This window comes from Methanolinea mesophila, assembly GCF_017873855.1.
In the GTDB taxonomy this organism is placed as follows: domain Archaea; phylum Halobacteriota; class Methanomicrobia; order Methanomicrobiales; family Methanospirillaceae; genus Methanolinea_B; species Methanolinea_B mesophila.
Genome location: NZ_JAGGKR010000001.1, coordinates 1,298,262 through 1,314,288 on the forward strand (window position 1 = coordinate 1,298,262; position 16,027 = coordinate 1,314,288).

Here is a 16,027-nt window from a genome sequence, read left to right on the forward strand (position 1 = left end):
TGCATGATAAGTATAGCATTGCCCAAGGGCAGCCTCGAGGCCCAGACCCTCCAGCTCTTCAAAGAGGCGGACCTGGAGGTGCGCCGGGGTGAACGCGATTACAACCCCCGGATCGACGACGCACGGATAGGGAAGGTGAAGATCCTCCGGCCGCAGGAGATCCCCAAGTATGTGGAGATGGGGTACTTCGACCTGGGTATTTCCGGGCTCGACTGGGTGAAAGAGACCGCGGCCCGTGTGCGGGAGGTCTCCGCCCTTCACTACAGCAAGACCGGCGAGGGGAACGTGAAGATCGTGGTGGCGGTCCACCAGAGCGAGGATATCAACGACGTGGGGCAGATCCGGCCGAACAGCCGGGTGACCACCGAGTATCCCGAGATCACCAGGGAATACTTCGGCAGGCTGGGGATCCCGGTGGAACTCTTCCACTCCTACGGGGCGTCTGAAGCGAAGGTGCCGGATCTCATGGACGTGGTCGTAGACCTCACCGAGACCGGGACCACGCTCCGGAAGAACGGCCTGAAGATCATCGGGCAGATCATGGAGTCTTACACCATGATCATCGCTAACCGGGAGAGTTTCGAAGACCCCGGGAAGCGGAAGGCCATAGAGGAGATCGTCACCCTGCTCCAGGGGGTGATCGAGGCCCGCCACCAGGTGCTCCTCACCATGAACGTCCCGGAAAAGTCGATGGACGTGGTGATCGCGGCTCTTCCGGCCTTGAAGACACCCACGGTCAGCAGGCTGCACGGGATCGACTACTACAGCATCCAGACGGTGGTCGACAAGGGAATGGTCAACACGCTCATCCCCAACCTTAAAGCCGCCGGTGCGGTGGACATCCTGGAAATTCCCATTACAAAGATCGTGCGGTAGGGTTCATGGGGCATCGCCCCTACGAAATTTCTTTTTATTTTTCACTTCATCCTGCGTTCTGCCGGGGCGAGGCCCCGCGAAAATTTTTTTGGATTTTTTCCGACCCGCCTTCGGTACACCCCCAGGCGAAGGGACCCGGATTCCTGCAGGAACTCCCACGATGAGGGAGCGAGCACTCGCCCGCTCCGCCCGTGCCGGGTTGTCCTGGTTACCGGCGCCGATTGTGCCGTGCCGGATCTTGCCGGGACGAGATAGTGATCTTTTTTAAAAGGACACGTCCAGGGGGTTTTCCAGGCGGTTGCTCCTGGAACGGGTTCTCGCTGCCTGCGCCCGATTAAAAAACCCGGATCTCAGTACCTCCGGTTTTCCTTATTCCTATAGAGAATCGGAGGAATAATTTTAAGTATACTCGCGTGAATCCTTTGTTATCAGACCGGGAGTGTGAGGCAGCATCGGTGGTAACCACCTGATTCCGGACGAGAACTCCTGCCCGGCAGGAACCCGCCAAGCGCCCATGCTCTCTCTTTTTCTTCAAAAATCCTCTCCTGAATCGCTCTTTTTCGAAGGAATTCATTCCTGCACCCAATCTTTTCCGGACGTGGACGCGATGGACAACAGGATCGATATCATGGTGGACGGGAGCGGCGACGGGCACTCCATCGCCCTGTTCCCCGGCGAAGAAGTGTACGTGGCCTACGAACGCGGTGCGTCGAACAACGAGGCCGAATTCAACGCGGTAATACTGGCCCTTGAAAACCTCCCCGCACGGGCACGGGCCCGGATCCGGACCGACAGCCAAGTGGTGGTATGGCACCTCACCCGGAAGAACAAGACCACCCCGCCCGCGTTCTTCAAAAAGAGCCTGGCGATCCAGGACCTGATCGTGGAAAAAGACCTTTCGGTGGAGATCCGCTGGATCCCCCGGAGCGAGAACGGTGCCGACCGGCACCTGCGCCACTATATCCAGAGCCTCTGCGGTGCCGCGGGGAACGAACCGCTCCACCGGAAGGTACGGCGGCTCGAGGCGGAGAACCTCCGGCTCAAGGCGAAGCTCCGGAAAGCGATGAAGATGCTGGAGAACCGGCCGGTGATCATCAGGGATGCGGTGCAGCCTTCCTGGGAAATGATGGAGAGCTGAAGAAGGGCGCAATCCGCCCGGTCTCATCCCTACAGAGTGTGAACATTTGTCCTGAGGTCCCGATGGACATCCAATAGGTGGACAATTTTCCGGAATATCTTACGTTTTTATAATGCAATCCTTTATATTCTGTGATGGGATTAAAGGGGGAATATGCGAGCGTGCAGGAACCTCTGGTACCCAGCCCTGATCATTATTAGCCTGGCCTTGCTCCTTTCGGGCTGTACGAACGCCCCGGAGAACCCTGTACCCGAAGGGACGGGATTTTCGGTGGTCCCGACCGCGGTATACGTTCAGTATCGGAGTCTTGCTGAGGCCCTGAACGCACTCGACGAGTCGATCTCCCTCCAGAGCAATAGTGCCATGCTTTACCGGATCTACTATATCGAGGGGGACAACGTCAGCTCCGACGGGAAAGCGGAGCAATGGATCCTGGGAGTGGCACAGGAGGGAGATCGTTACTTCTTCGTTCATAACCAGGGTGGAAGCAGTATTACTCCTTGGCGGGCATGGCTGCCCTCGCAGGAAATCGTCCTCGATCAGGTGATCTCCCCGGCAGCCCTTATCCAGGGTTCAACCCTCCTCTACACCGTCAGGATCAATTCCCTGATTCTTACAGACGGAGTCTATACCCTCACCTATCCGGACCAGGACGGGACTATCGTCACGGTCCGGTTCGATGCAAAGAGCGGGAAACAACTCTGAATATTATTTTCCGTCCCTGAACCGGGGGGTCTTACGCGATTATCCGTCTGACCCTTTGGATTCGCCGGTCCGATTCCTCCTTTCATGCCCGGCACTTTCCCCCGGATGAAAACCCTGGAACAGGAATCGCGAAGATATGGTGATTCAGGACTATGTTGGCCACTGTATCGCATGCCGTCCCTGGTACCTCCGGAAAAAGTGTAATCCTGGTGATATCCGGGTAAAAAGATCCGGACCTGCGATAGTTTACTCAAATCCTTTTGGGGCTCTGCAGCGCCGGGGCGCAGCCCCAGGAACATCTACTATCTCAGATTTGTGATCGTACACTACCCCTGGCAAATCCTTGAGAATTGACCATGAATGAAGGAGATCGGGGTGTCGTCAAGAGCCGTATTTCATTCAAATTTATCCGAATCCCCTGATGACCCCGAGTGGCCCGGATCGTTCCGCAGGAACGGTAAAAAATGGGGGTTATATGAGATGGATATACGCGGTCTGTGTCGGCTGTCCTGCGGGCGGGGCAGGCGGCGGGGTCCCTATCACCGGTCCAGGGGCATCGATCGCGTTGGCGACCACCCTGAAGAGGACCTCCCCGGGAGGAAGGAGTACCAGGGGATAGCTGAACTCGCCGGGCTGATTCGCCTCTTCGGGGGTGAGCACCCGGGTCCCTATCTGGATCCACTGCTGGCCCCCGTCATTGGAGACATGGTAGATCTCGGTCACCTGCAGCACGCCGGTATAGTGCCGGTCCCAGGTCCAGGTGACGTATTCGATGCCCCCCTGGTTCTCGTCCGAGCCGGGGGTCACGTTGGTGATGTTCAGTTCTCCGGGTGTAATCCCGGTGGTGACCTGCCCGGGAACCGCGGTGATGAAGGTCGCGGGCAGGGGGAGGGTGGATTCCCCGTTGTTGAAGACGATGGTAGACAACGGGCCGAAGACATTGATGTTCCCGTCCACCAGCACCCGCAGTTTGTAGGTCGCTTCCCAGACCTGGCCAAGCCTGACCGTCCCCACGTCGAAGAACAAATGATAGGGATTCGCGGGGTTATTCCACTGGCTGCTCTGGTTGATGACCGTATTGACGAAGGTGGTGGTATCGTTGTAGGAGTGGATCCGGGTGGAGGTCGTACCGTCCCCTATGTAATCGAAGACGCGGTAGGTCTCGTTCATGGCCACCAGTTCGTTGTTCACCTCGACCTGGCCGTAGTCGAGGTCCATCTGGGTATTGACTCCCGCCTCCGTACGGAGTTCCCCTGCGATGGCGGTGTACACGTCCGCGATGTTCGTGGCGCTCGCTTCGTAGTATTTTCCACCGGTGAACAGGGCGAGTTTCTGGAGGACGTCCCTTCCTCCTGAAGATATGGAATTTGCAAAGGCGATGGTATAGATCTTGATCCCCGAGTTCTTCGCATACACTGACATATTCTGGTTAGAGAACTGTCCCGAACCGAGCCCGGGGTAAATGTAATAATTCGTGGTCAGGTCGGAGAACCTGCTGTTGTCGGGGGAATACGCGGAGTACCCGGTGCCACGGGCCAGCGGGTCGCCATAGAAGTTGTAGTCGCCGTCCGAGAGGAGGACGATCGCCTTGATGGCTTTCGGACGATTCGTTTCGTTCAGTCTCTCGATGGAGAGCCGGATCGCTTCCCGCATAGGGGTGGCGTAGTCCGGGACGATCAGGTCGAGCTCTGACTTCACCGACGGGAAGTCGTTGGTCAGGTTCCTGTCGTATGTGGCATAGCCGTCGTAGGTCCGCGGATAGACGTAGACATTATTGATGTACGACGTGGACAGCCCCGAGTTATACCCTGGACGGGGAATGTACCCGTTCATGCCGAACGAGACCAGGCCTGCACGGTCACGGACTTCGCTCAGGTTGTCGAGGAAGACCTTGCCCGCCTCCCTGACGGAGTACATCCGGTCGGGATTGTCGTAGAGCATGCTCCCCGACCGGTCGGTGGTCAGGATCACGTCGATCGGGTCCGGCTGCAGCGCCCACCCGTCCCCCCGGAGCTGGATGAATACCTCCACCACGTCGGAGACATTCACCGTCTCAGGGGATACCAGGGCTGTGATGCTCAGATAAGGATAATTCTTCCAGGAGAGGGTGAGCTGGTTGGTCGCCGAATACCCCGAAGTGGTATTCTCCCAGTGGGCCGTGACCACCGCCTCGCCGGTCGCGGTCGGGTCGTAGAGGGGGTCTGACGAGTTGACGGAAAAACCTCCGGGGATGAAGTTCACCACCGCGAACCCGTCGGCATCGGAGAGTGCGCTCGTGGCCGAGAGAGAGGGGCTCGAGGTCACATTGTACGGCTCGTTGTAGATCGGGGGGCCAAGGCTGAAGGTAACCGGTTCGCCCTCGACCGGGTTACCGTTCTCGTCGATCACCTTGGCACGGAGTTCTCCCGGAGCCCAGGAGAGCACGTCCCTGCTGGGCATCGATTCCGGCTGGGCGGAGAATTGCATGTCCACGGCCTGCTGGCTTACGAACCAGACCTCTTTTTCCACCTGGAGGGTCTGGTTCGCCAGGGACTGGGCTGAGACCGTGATATGCCCGATGGAGGTCTTCGGCCCGTAGGTCAGCAGGGCCTGGCCGAACTGGTTCGTGTATACGGTCTGCTCCTCCCCGGGGATCGAGGTGGTCACCCTGATGGGGGAATTCTGCACCCCGTTTCCGAACCGGTCCTGTACCAGGTATACGATCTGGTAGAGGCTCACCCCGTCGGCGTACTGCCGGGGAGGCTGGCCGAGGTATCCCTCGGGGTTGAAGAACTGGGTCAGGGAGACGGGGGTCGCGTTCGCCACCGCCTGGATGAAGAAATACCGGTCAGGGACGTCGCCGAAGAGCGGGGGGACCGGGTGGGCGAGGACCACGTTGGTCCCCGGAGTGGTGCTCGCGATCAGCTGGACGTTCACCCTCCCCTGCCCGTCTACCAGGACCTGGATGGCCGTCCCCGGGGGGTTCGCCCCGGTGAAATGGGCCATTCCGGCAGGAGGGGTCGTATCGGGAGATGACACCTCGAAGTAGACCTCCTCGACGAAATGGCGGTTATCGACCGGGTTGCCGTACCGGTCGGTATAGAAGAGGGTGAGGTTCCCGGCCGACCCCACCTGGATCTCGGAAGGGACGGTGTAGGACGCGAGTTCGAAGGGAGGCGCATGGTCGATGTTCAAGAGGTAGTTCCAGGTCTTGGTCTTGGTCGGTTCGGTGATATCGGACTGGTTGACCCGGTAAAAGATGGTCGCGGTGATATTCGCCACTCCGCTCTTCGTCCCGGTCCGGAACACCGTCTCCGCGGCCCCGTCCGAGGTGATCGTCGTGGTAGGGTTCAGGGTCCCGAAGACCGAGTTGTTCACCGAGAACATGACCGCAAGCCCGTTGATCCCGGCACTCTGGTTGGTGACGAAAGCCTGGATGATCGCGGTATCGGACCCGTTCGCCACCACCCATTCCTTGTTGATGCCCCATAGTACTTGGTCAGGCACCAGGGCGGAGGCGGATCCGAGTAAAAGCAGAGCGGCCAGGAGCCCAAGTGCAATGAGTCTTGCACCGTTCATTTTCCCGACTCCCCGATTGGATTCACCCCTGAATAATTTTATGAATATAAATAATTATGGATGGATCGGGTGTCCCGCAGTTGATTGGGCGGGAAATTGAGGAGAGATTACGAGTATTTCGTCATTCCGGGGGAGATTATTGAGTATGCAGTACCCGGAACGGCGATATTTTTTTATAATAACAAGGGCTCCTCCACACTAGGGCTTTCCGTGCGAAAATGGAGCCTCGCGAGTACCTGTAATGATCGGCGATTCAGGCCAGCTGTCTATCGACTTCCTCATCGGTTTCAGTATCTTCATGATCACGATCATAGCCACGGCAACCTTCGCGTCGGGTCTTCTCGCGGGGCTCCAGAGCAAGAGCGTGGACTTCGATGCCGTCGCATACCGCACGGGGGTGATCCTCGCCGAGGACCCGGGCCAGCCGAACGCGTTTCCTGGAGTGGTGGTTCTCGAACCGGTCAACGAGTGGGAGTTCGTGGGGAGGTCCCAGAAGGACCTCGTGCTCAGGTTCGGATTGTCCAACTACAAGAGCACGCCTCTGATATTTTCGCCGACCAAACTTGACGCGTTCGATAATTCGGAGATCTACGATATCCCGCTGGACTATCAGACAAGGATGATCTTTGGGAACTATCCCTATCACTACAACGTAACCGTGAGTACACTAGACGGGACCGTGCTCTCCCAGGTGGGCGAACCGTTCAACTACTACTCCACTTATGGCCGCATCCGGAGAGTGGTCCTGGTAAAAGAGCCGGGAGAAGCGGTGTTCGACGCCGGGATGTACGCGTACTCTCCCCCTGATTCCCTCCCGTTCCGCATCTACATCCGTTCCGCAGAGCTGTTCGACTCCCGCAGGGGGCCCACGTACTGGATAGACCCGATGAAGGAGGAGCTCCGGATAAATCTCACGGGTCTCTCTTCAGCGTCGGTGAACGGGACCGATGTGACTCTTTATTCGCTCAGTTATTCCTATTATTCCAATATTTCAGGGGGTTACATCTCCCCGCCGGGGAACAGCCTCCTCACCTATGCAACGACCGATAAGGGGACGTCGACGAACCGGATACAAGACTACGTGTACCTCGATATCCCGGCGGGGTACTTCATCGGGAAGGTGTCAGAGATCGCAGGAAACCAGGTCACCCTCCGGATAAACTATGACTTCGGAAGCACTGCGAGATTTAACGCCACCAGTCCGCTGCAGGCGAACTATGCCACCCCCCTCCCCGGCCCTCCGCCACGGCCGGATCTGGTCCCCGCCATCATGGAGGTCCGCATATGGTGAACAGGGACGAGGGGCAGGTCTACACTATCGAGGGGATCGCCGCCTCGGTGCTGCTGGTAATCACGGTGTACACGGTCCTCTCCACAACCACGATCCTCACCCCGGGGGACACGCACATCATCGACCTCCATCTCGAGCAGACCGGAAACGACGTGCTCGCGGTGATGGATACTCCTGATTATTACAGCGATATCTCCGGGACTTATAACGAGAGCGCTCTTGCCTTCTCTATCCGCACCGGGGACGAGGCCGGGTTCGGGTCGCAGTTCTCTACGCTCGCCGACACCACCACGCTCCCTGACCACCCCGACAGGATAAAGTACAATGCTACGGTGTATTACCGGAACGCCACGTCCGGACAGGTGGAGGGGCACCCGTTCGGCGGGGACCTGTACCGGAGGGAAAACGCGGTGAAGGTGACCAGGTGGGTATATCTCGATGGATCGGCGCCGCTGCCCGGGTACCTCGACCCGCGGTCGCAGTCGGTGCTCCTGGAGGTGCTGCTGTGGCGGTGATGGACCGCGAATCGGGGCAGTGGATCATCCTTATGAGCATGATCCTCTGCGTGGGCATCTTCTTCCTGGCGGTCATCCTCAACCAGTCGATCCTGGTGGGGCAGACCACGGCCGAGAGTGCGCTCGAGTTTCCCAAGTCCGATATCCACGACCTGCGGGCCGAGGTCTACACCATAAGCAGAACTCCGGCGGGGACCTGCCCGGAGTGTTTCCGGGATCTCACGAATATCTCCCTCGAACGGAAGAACGCGGTAATATACGTGGCGAACAACTCGGGGACGTGGACGATACATTATGACAACGGAGTGACCTCATATGAGGAGACGATCGGGTACTGGGACTTCTGAACGGGCGGACCCTGAGTCCGGGGTCTCCCCCATGGTAGAGTACATCATCATCAGCGGGATACTGCTCCTCCTCCTCGTCATCGTGGTCCCGCTCGTTACCACGGTCTTCATCGACCAGCCGACCAACCAGCTGATCACCTATGCGTTCACCGACATCGGCAACGGGGTGAGCACCCGGATCGTGGATCTCTACGCGGTGGTCCCATTCTATAATACGGCCACGATCACCACCGAGTTCAACATCCCTGACGAGGTGGCGGGGAAGGACTACCGCGTCGATATCGTGCCAGGCCCGCCCTCGCGCCCCTACGACAGTCAGATTCTTATCTCCGGCGGCAACTATCAGAGTGAGATATCGCTCGCAGGGATCGGGGCCACGGTCTTCGGGACTGCGGAGGGGAACACCACCGCGAGCGGCGTGAACGAGATCTACTATCATTATCCGTAAGGAGGGAAGTGAACCAATGAAATCCACACCACATCGGGAAGGAAAACAATACCTGGCAGGGGCACTCTCCCGGAGAGACGACGGCAGGGAAGCTGGAGTCTCCGAAACGGTCGGGTACATCCTCATCTTCGGGATAATGATGGCAGGCATAGCCTTGGTTACACTTTACGGCTATCCTCTCCTGTTAAACCAGCAGGCGAACTCAAACATCCAGAATATGGAGCGGAACATGATCTCCCTCCAGACGGACGTGAACTCCCTCACCTACAAGAACGTCCCCTACAAGGAATCGACCGTCCAGGTCTCGGGCGGCACGCTCTCCGTTTCGATCCCGGATTCCAACACCCCGTTCTTCAGGATCGTCCCGGAAAACGGAGCACCGGTGGCGTTCCAGCCGGGGAACATCCACTACCTCGATGACTCCCAGGGGGCCTATGTCGAGCTCCTGAACGGGGCGGTGGTCCAGCGATATAATGGGCAGGTGGGATCGGTGATGATCTCCGACCCGCGATGGTACTATGATCCCGGTCAGAACATCCTGGTTGTCACATGGATCGGGATCACTGCCGATGCCGCGTACTCTGTCACCGGGATCAGCACCGTCCAGATGGCGATCACCGACCCTCCCCTGGAGTATACTTTCGACAATCCGGGGACGGTCGATATCTCCTACGGGCAGGACCCGGCCTACCACAACAGCGATGACATCTACCGGGAAGCGTGGAGCAATTACCTCACCGGGGGCAAGTTCGGAATGACGAAAACGCCCAATGTATTCTGGGACAATTACACGTTCAGCCCGGCGACCCCGCTTTCACAAATGGTGGTGAAAATCTATACCGTGAAGATACTGAACCTGTAACCGTCACAATGGGAGACCTGTCCTCACACACCTATTGCCGCCAGGGTCCCCGGTCCGTTCGTGAACACCCAGTAGCCCTTACCGGGAGAGAGCGAATTCAGATCGCTGTGACTCCCGCTCCCCCCGTTAATGATCGACGGCTCGTAATACTGGTATTCGGCATCAAAGCCCAGGACTATGGACCAGATAGTACTGATCGAGGAGAGCGAATCCTTCGCGGATGCGGGAGTCGTATCGGAGAACCCGATACTGTTCCATCCCTTGTACATGGGTTTCGTCGGGGGAGTCTGCACGGGATCGTTCTTGAATTTCAGGTTTATCTGTGTGTGTTGTGCCGAATAGACCCATATCCCTTCGAGCGGCCGGACCTGGTCGTCCGCCCCGAGTGCTGCCCATGACTGCGACGGGGTATCGTACCGGTAGATCGAATGCGCCTGGGTATTTACCTGCGAGAACACCACCTTTGCGGTATCATACCCGGATTTCAGGGTTTTCGGGGTTGAGATAAAGTTCCAGCCGGGATGGAGGTCAAGGGTTATTTCGGCAGGCCCGGCTGTGGGCGTTGGGGTGACCGTGGTCGTGATGGTGGCCGTCACCGTAGGACTCTGGGTCGGCGTCGGGCTGGTCAGCGACGGCGAAAACGTCAGGTCCAGCTGCTGGCTGCTTCCGGGATTGAACCGGACCTTCTCTCTCGCTTCCTTTCCGTTCATCCAGAACGAGATCTCCGGGTATCCCGCAGCGATCTCGGCCTGGGTGAGCACGATCTTCAGCCGTTGATCGAAGGCCCCCGATCCTCCGTATCTCCCGGCGGATACGAGTGAAATCCTTGCTTTCTCATCGTTTCCGATTTTTGCCAGGATTATGGATCCCTCAGGGGCAGCAGCACCGCCATCGGTTACCTGTCCCCACAGCTCCATCGGTGGGACCTCGTTAGGGTTTGCGGTCGTGGAAATGGTGGTCGGGGTAATGGTCGTGGTGGTCGGCTGCGTGGTCTGGGTCAGGGTGGGGGTGGGGGTTGTGAGAGTGGGGGTGGGGGTTGTGAGAGTGGGGGTGGGGGTTGTGAGAGTGGGGGTGGGAGTGGGAGTATAAACAATTGAGAGCATGGTTGCGGCATTCGCAAGTCCATGCCCAAACACCGGATCATTTCCGGGTACACCGAGATCGGTGGCCGATGAAAGAAGCGCCGACCTGATCTCATTCGCAGGAATCGATGGATTCGCACTCCAGATCAGGGCTGAAATTCCCGCAACGTGAGGTGCCGATGCACTTGTTCCCCTGAAGGGATTTGAGAACCCGCCTGCCCCGGTGACTCTTACGTTATCGATTCCACAGATATCGGGTTTTATCCGGGTTTCCCTATTGGGGTACATAATGGTGACCGGTCCTTGTGAGGAGAACGGTTCAATATCGTTATTCCCCGGATCCTGACTGTCGATCGCCCCCACAGCGATAACCTCATTCACCGCTGCATGTTCAAAAATTGAATCGGAAGGAATCATATTGAAAGGGTTAACATACGCCGATCCGGAAGTCATGACAAACACTTCAAGATATTTATCTTGTGAAACCCCAGTTTTTTCTACAACAATTGTACAATAATGAGTCTGACTCGGGTCGATATTTTGTATAATGCAGATCTCCAGAGGATTATCGTTCCCGTTTTGATATTCGGTGGAGGCTGCTGCCAGATTACCGTATTCATCAAAAATACCTAAATCATAGTCATTACCAGATTGCCCCCATTTGTCGGACCATTGCAGCACAACCGTCGCCACTCCTCCTGGTCCGAGCGCGAAATACAGGTCTTTATTCTCGAGTTCTCTTCCACTGCTGAAATCATGAAAATGATTTCCTTGATCGTAAAAATAGCCCTGATAGTGATTTCCCGCGAGATTTCCTGCAGAAGTGACATAGACAATGTCATTAGAACTGAGGATATTTTTCACATTTGTGGCTACCGCTCCGTCCTCAAATGACGGCTGGTCCGGCAATGTAAGATCATCACAAATAATATCGCACCCTGCATCCCTCAAGGCATTCACTGCATTGTTGAAACCTGTGGAGCTCCCACCGCCGTCGTGGAAATAGAGCTCTGCTCCGGGTGCGAGATCGTGGATAATCTCAAGCATTGCGATTCCTTCATCGGTATGAGCGAACGGGTTAGAATTCCTCAAGACATGTACATTAGAGGGAAGATCACCGGTTGCCTGCGCATTTGCTAGATGATCAACACTGTCTGAAATCACACCGACTTTTATCCCGGTTCCACGAAATGGGGTATTCAATCTCACATCAGAGACATGATGGATCCCATCTCCTTCGGAAGTAACTGATCCGACATGAGGGATAGATGGAACAACAAATTTTATGAAAGCAATTACATCCTGCTTCGCCAACGACTCGATATTTTCGAGCGGCACATACGCGATAACAATCCCACTTGTGAAATCCTGATCAACAATCGCGAATAAATCGGTCTGAGACAAGGTCTTGGGAAAGGAGGGGTCGAACTGGACTTCTACCAGAACCAGATCCTTGTCACACGACAGATTATCCATGATAGCCTGGTGGGCTGGAATCAATAGGAGTTGACTTTCGAGTTGGATCCTTGGCGATCCATTTCCGAATGCAGATGGACTTGTTGAATTGTCAATCAATTGCAATAGCTGAAATGATAGTTTAGATCGCCATGTTTCAGGTTCTTTTTCGATTCCGAAACTGTCAAGCCGAACCGCTTTTTCCTGATCCGTAGAGAAATAACTCTTCAGGGATTTATCCAATGTGAAATTTTTCAGTGGCAACTGTCCAGCGTTATCTTTAATCGAATTTGCACCAACGTTTCCAATAATACTTGAAAATAATACTAAAAAGAAAAAAGCTAAAAAATAATATTTCGTGAAAAATACCCCCTAGACAACTATGGTTACCTATTCCGAGTATTAGAATATTTTTATTTTATGTTTCATTCAACATTATAACCCATACAACTGCCTTAATTTCAAGTATTTTCAATTCTAAATGGATTTTTTATCCAAATTTTTTTAATAAAAGAATATATGTGACCTTACCTTCCGAACACAGAAGAAAATGAAAAATACCCATTTTATCTATTTTTTTCAATGTATCAATGGCCTAATACAATTGTTTATAATGGAGCCTTTCAATAAAATTTACTTATATGCCGGGTAGCCGGGCAATCTCCCCCGAAGATGCAAACCTCTCTATTGACTTCATCGTAGGATTTACGATTTTCATGATTGCATTCATCTTCGTCGCCACCATGATGTCCGGGCTGCTGGTGAGCCTTCAGAGCCGTACTGTAGATTACGACGCCGTTGCATACAGGACGAGTGTTGTGTTAGTGGAGGACCCGGGACAACCAAGGACATGGAATCTTCTCGATCTTTCCTATCCCGAACAAAGAGACTCGTTGAAGCGTCTGGGCCTTTCAATAGCCCGAGGATATCCCGGAATTCTCCAACAGGAAAAGGTTGATAAATTTTTTACTTACACAACAGGGTCTTGTTCTGGGGACCAGCTTTGCTATCCTTCAGAATACAAAAATAAACTTATTTTTGGAGATTATCCCTATAATTTCAATATCAGTTTGAGAAAACTTGACCAAACAACTGTCAAGAGTGTTGGGGATCCTGTGCCTTTACATCAAAAAACTGGATACATTCGCCGAGCCGTGGATATAAAACAATCGGGTGCACAAATGCAGATTGAAACAACCTCTAATTCGCTCAATTTCACTGCAATAGAGATGGATTTCAGTACACTCTATATTTTGCCTAATCAACTGTATAGAATTGATCCCCTAAATGAAGAGGTCAACATTTCATTTAGCAATATTACCGTGGCAAACACGCATTTCACTCAACCCCCTAGTGTTTGTGTATATCCCACTGGAGGTGGAAGCCCCACCTGCATTCCAATTCCAGCAAATTCTCCAACTTTGCGCCTGTATATCGACAGTGTTACTGCTGAACCAGACTGGACCACCAAAGCCTTGACGAATAATTCTCGTATTATCATTGAAGACGGATTTTTCAAGCGTATTGGATTAGATCAGTATAGTAAAGTTGCAATAAGCCTGAATACCGATAATTCCATATTTACTTTTGATTATCCTTACATTTTCAATTATACTACAGCGTTATTACTCCCGCCCGAACCTGCAGTGATGGAGGTCAGTGTATGGTAAATGATATTGGCCAGCTCTACACAATTGAAGGGGTTGCTGCGGGAATTTTGATGATCGTCACTGCCTATCTCGTTATTAGCAGTACAACAGTGATCACGCCACAGGATGTCCATATAATCGACATGCAACTCGAACAGCTGGGAAACGATGCATTGGCCATAATGGATACGCCAGATAGCTGGATGGATAAAAGCATGCTCCAGACCCAGATTGAATCGTCGGATCCCAATAGAGGAGCTCTTTTCGCACAAAATTTTTCCCAAATCATAAATAGCACCACGAGCGGGGAGTGGGATTCGATGAAATTTAATGCGACTATTACCCATAGGGATGTTAATGGCGACCTCAGAACTGTGAATTTTTATGGACCGGAATATCTTCGGGAAAAGGCGATGAAGGTCAGCCGCTGGGTTACTATCGATGGCTCATCAATCCCGGGAATGAGAAATGAAAACCAAGTCGTCTTGTTCGAGGTGCTCATATGGCGAGGTTGAACGACGAAGGGCAGTGGATTGTATTGATGGGATTTGTGATCAGTATCAGTATTTTCATTCTCGCGATTATTGTTAGTCAATCTGCGCTGGTAGGACAAACCACCTCTGAAAGTGTCCTTGAATTTTCGAAAAATGATATTCAGGACTTAAGAAGTGAAATCATGTCACTGAAAGAGAGGGGTTTAGTGAATGACACGAATTTAAAAGATGATATTGTATCAATAGCACTCCAAAAACAGAATGCCGTTATCGTAATAGAGAATCGAACAGACAGTGTATCTCGCACTGAGTTCATCAGCATTCACTTCAACAACGGGATAACGATTTATAATGAGACGTATGAAGAGAATTACTAGCAGGGAAGGGGGCCCATACAAAGATTATGCGGTCACTACGATGCATGAATATCTGATTATTAGTGGCATCCTGCTCGTCCTTATGGTAATAATGACCATTACGCTGACCGCTGGGATCATTTCTCCCCCAATTCAGCATTTGAAAGAATATTCTTACATTGACATTGGAAACGGCGTTAGCACTAGAATCGTCGACCTCTACGTCATTGCCCCGAATAGAGGCAATATTACCACAAAATTTGACATACCGGATGACGTCGCTGGAGAGGAATATTTCGTATTAATTGGAACAGGCGCGACCGGAGATCAGGTGAGTGTCTTTAAGGACACATTGAGCCGTAATGTGTCTCTCGCAGGAATCGGGTCAACCCTCCGAACAGGGGGATATACAACCGGGCATGGTCTTAACCAAATAACGTATAGATCAGAGGCATTTCCATGAAAAACAGAAAATCCGGGCAGATGAAAGATTGTGCAGTGTCCGAGACCATTGGGTTTGTCCTAATCCTTGGTATTGTGATAACCGGTATCGGGCTTGTTACGCTCTATGGATACCCAGCATTGATGGCTCAACAAGCAGAAGCAAACATAAGAAACATGGAAAAGACTATGATCGTGCTCCAGACTGACGTTAATACGATGGCTTTTAAGAGTGTGCCTTATCAGGAGACTACAATTCAGGTGGCAGGAGGAACATTATCGGTCGTATCGTCTGACGATGGAAGCGAATTAAATAATAAATTTTTCAGAATTACTAATCAAACCTCCACGATTCTCCCCGATACTAAAATAGGACAGATAAAATACCAATCTGAAAATGAACCTGTTATCATCGGTCTTCAGAATGGAGCTGTTGTGAAATGGCAATTAGATCAATCTGGAGGGGGCTCCACCATGATGTCAGAACCTCGATGGTTTTTTGATTCTACATCAGGAACATTGGTCGTTCCCATTACCTCAGTATATTCAACCAACGCTCTAACTAACAGTGGTATCAGCACGGTTAGACTGATTCTTACGGAAGAAAAACAGGATGAATATCCTTTTTCTCCTTCCGAAACAGTCCACATTACCTATAGCGATCTTTATGGGGACTATAACACCGCATGGAAGAATTATTTTAATACCTTTGAATCAACCCCCAATCCCACTGTCGATATCCCAAATGTAAACAAGCTTGTGGTGAAACAGTATAAAATCACAGTTTTGTCACTATAACCCATATTTTCG

The 16,027-nt window shown here is 53.2% G+C and carries 15 protein-coding genes; 13 read left to right on the forward strand and 2 right to left on the reverse strand.

Features of this window, described 5'->3' with window-relative positions; all coding sequences use genetic code 11:
* Positions 1 to 3: 3 nt before the first annotated feature.
* The 3 genes from hisG to J2741_RS06240 all read left to right on the forward strand — a co-directional run bounded on the left by hisG (position 4) and on the right by J2741_RS06240 (position 2,719).
* Positions 4 to 876, forward strand: a complete 873-nt coding sequence (hisG, locus tag J2741_RS06230) for an ATP phosphoribosyltransferase (protein ID WP_209674137.1) — start codon at positions 4 to 6, stop codon at positions 874 to 876.
* A 514-nt stretch (positions 877 to 1,390) separates the two neighbouring features.
* Entirely contained in the window at positions 1,391 to 2,014 is a 624-nt protein-coding gene (locus J2741_RS06235; protein ID WP_209674138.1) for an RNase H family protein, read from the forward strand.
* Positions 2,015 to 2,167: 153 nt separating this feature from the next.
* Positions 2,168 to 2,719, forward strand: coding sequence for a hypothetical protein (locus J2741_RS06240; protein WP_209674139.1), 552 nt, complete (start codon positions 2,168 to 2,170; stop codon positions 2,717 to 2,719).
* Positions 2,720 to 3,190: 471 nt separating this feature from the next.
* Here J2741_RS06240 and J2741_RS06245 read toward each other — a convergent pair whose 3' ends face one another.
* On the reverse strand, positions 3,191 to 6,277 hold the full coding sequence (locus J2741_RS06245; protein WP_209674140.1) for a VWA domain-containing protein: 3,087 nt from the start codon (positions 6,275 to 6,277) through the stop codon (positions 3,191 to 3,193).
* 241 nt (positions 6,278 to 6,518) lie between these two features.
* On the opposite strand from J2741_RS06245, the gene J2741_RS06250 reads away from it, so the two are divergent.
* From J2741_RS06250 to J2741_RS06270, 5 genes are read left to right on the forward strand one after another with little or no spacing between them, the layout of a single operon-like run.
* Positions 6,519 to 7,568, forward strand: a complete 1,050-nt coding sequence (locus tag J2741_RS06250; RefSeq protein ID WP_209674141.1) for a DUF7287 family protein — start codon at positions 6,519 to 6,521, stop codon at positions 7,566 to 7,568.
* Positions 7,562 to 8,083, forward strand: coding sequence for a DUF7288 family protein (locus J2741_RS06255; protein WP_209674142.1), 522 nt, complete (start codon positions 7,562 to 7,564; stop codon positions 8,081 to 8,083). Before J2741_RS06250 ends, J2741_RS06255 begins: the two co-directional genes overlap by 7 nt.
* Positions 8,083 to 8,430 carry a hypothetical protein gene (locus tag J2741_RS06260; protein ID WP_209674143.1) on the forward strand — a complete coding sequence of 116 codons (348 nt, stop codon included), beginning with the start codon at positions 8,083 to 8,085 and terminating at the stop codon, positions 8,428 to 8,430. Before J2741_RS06255 ends, J2741_RS06260 begins: the two co-directional genes overlap by 1 nt.
* Positions 8,399 to 8,878 (forward strand): DUF7266 family protein, encoded by a 480-nt coding sequence (locus J2741_RS06265; protein ID WP_449288784.1) that lies wholly within the window; start codon positions 8,399 to 8,401, stop codon positions 8,876 to 8,878. Before J2741_RS06260 ends, J2741_RS06265 begins: the two co-directional genes overlap by 32 nt.
* A gap of 16 nt (positions 8,879 to 8,894) precedes the next feature.
* On the forward strand, positions 8,895 to 9,740 hold the full coding sequence (locus J2741_RS06270; protein ID WP_209674145.1) for a DUF7289 family protein: 846 nt from the start codon (positions 8,895 to 8,897) through the stop codon (positions 9,738 to 9,740).
* A gap of 23 nt (positions 9,741 to 9,763) precedes the next feature.
* On the opposite strand, the gene J2741_RS13110 is transcribed toward J2741_RS06270, so the two are convergent.
* Complete coding sequence (locus J2741_RS13110; RefSeq protein ID WP_342452269.1) at positions 9,764 to 12,298, reverse strand: S8 family peptidase; 2,535 nt, start codon at positions 12,296 to 12,298, stop codon at positions 9,764 to 9,766.
* A 620-nt stretch (positions 12,299 to 12,918) separates the two neighbouring features.
* Here J2741_RS13110 and J2741_RS06280 point away from each other — a divergent pair.
* Genes J2741_RS06280 through J2741_RS06300 form a run of 5 tightly spaced genes read left to right on the forward strand, consistent with a single transcriptional unit; the run spans position 12,919 to position 16,015 of the window.
* Positions 12,919 to 13,947, forward strand: a complete 1,029-nt coding sequence (locus J2741_RS06280) for a DUF7287 family protein (RefSeq protein WP_209674147.1) — start codon at positions 12,919 to 12,921, stop codon at positions 13,945 to 13,947.
* A complete protein-coding gene (locus J2741_RS06285) occupies positions 13,941 to 14,441 on the forward strand; it encodes a DUF7288 family protein (protein ID WP_209674148.1) in 501 nt (166 codons plus the stop codon). The genes J2741_RS06280 and J2741_RS06285 overlap by 7 nt, the downstream gene beginning before the upstream one ends.
* Positions 14,429 to 14,797 (forward strand): hypothetical protein, encoded by a 369-nt coding sequence (locus J2741_RS06290; RefSeq protein ID WP_209674149.1) that lies wholly within the window; start codon positions 14,429 to 14,431, stop codon positions 14,795 to 14,797. The genes J2741_RS06285 and J2741_RS06290 overlap by 13 nt, the downstream gene beginning before the upstream one ends.
* A complete protein-coding gene (locus J2741_RS06295) occupies positions 14,781 to 15,239 on the forward strand; it encodes a hypothetical protein (protein WP_245249432.1) in 459 nt (152 codons plus the stop codon). The genes J2741_RS06290 and J2741_RS06295 overlap by 17 nt, the downstream gene beginning before the upstream one ends.
* The gene (locus tag J2741_RS06300) at positions 15,236 to 16,015 is read left to right on the forward strand and encodes a DUF7289 family protein (RefSeq protein ID WP_209674150.1); all 780 of its coding nucleotides are present in this window, start codon (positions 15,236 to 15,238) and stop codon (positions 16,013 to 16,015) included. The genes J2741_RS06295 and J2741_RS06300 overlap by 4 nt, the downstream gene beginning before the upstream one ends.
* Positions 16,016 to 16,027 lie beyond the last annotated feature (12 nt).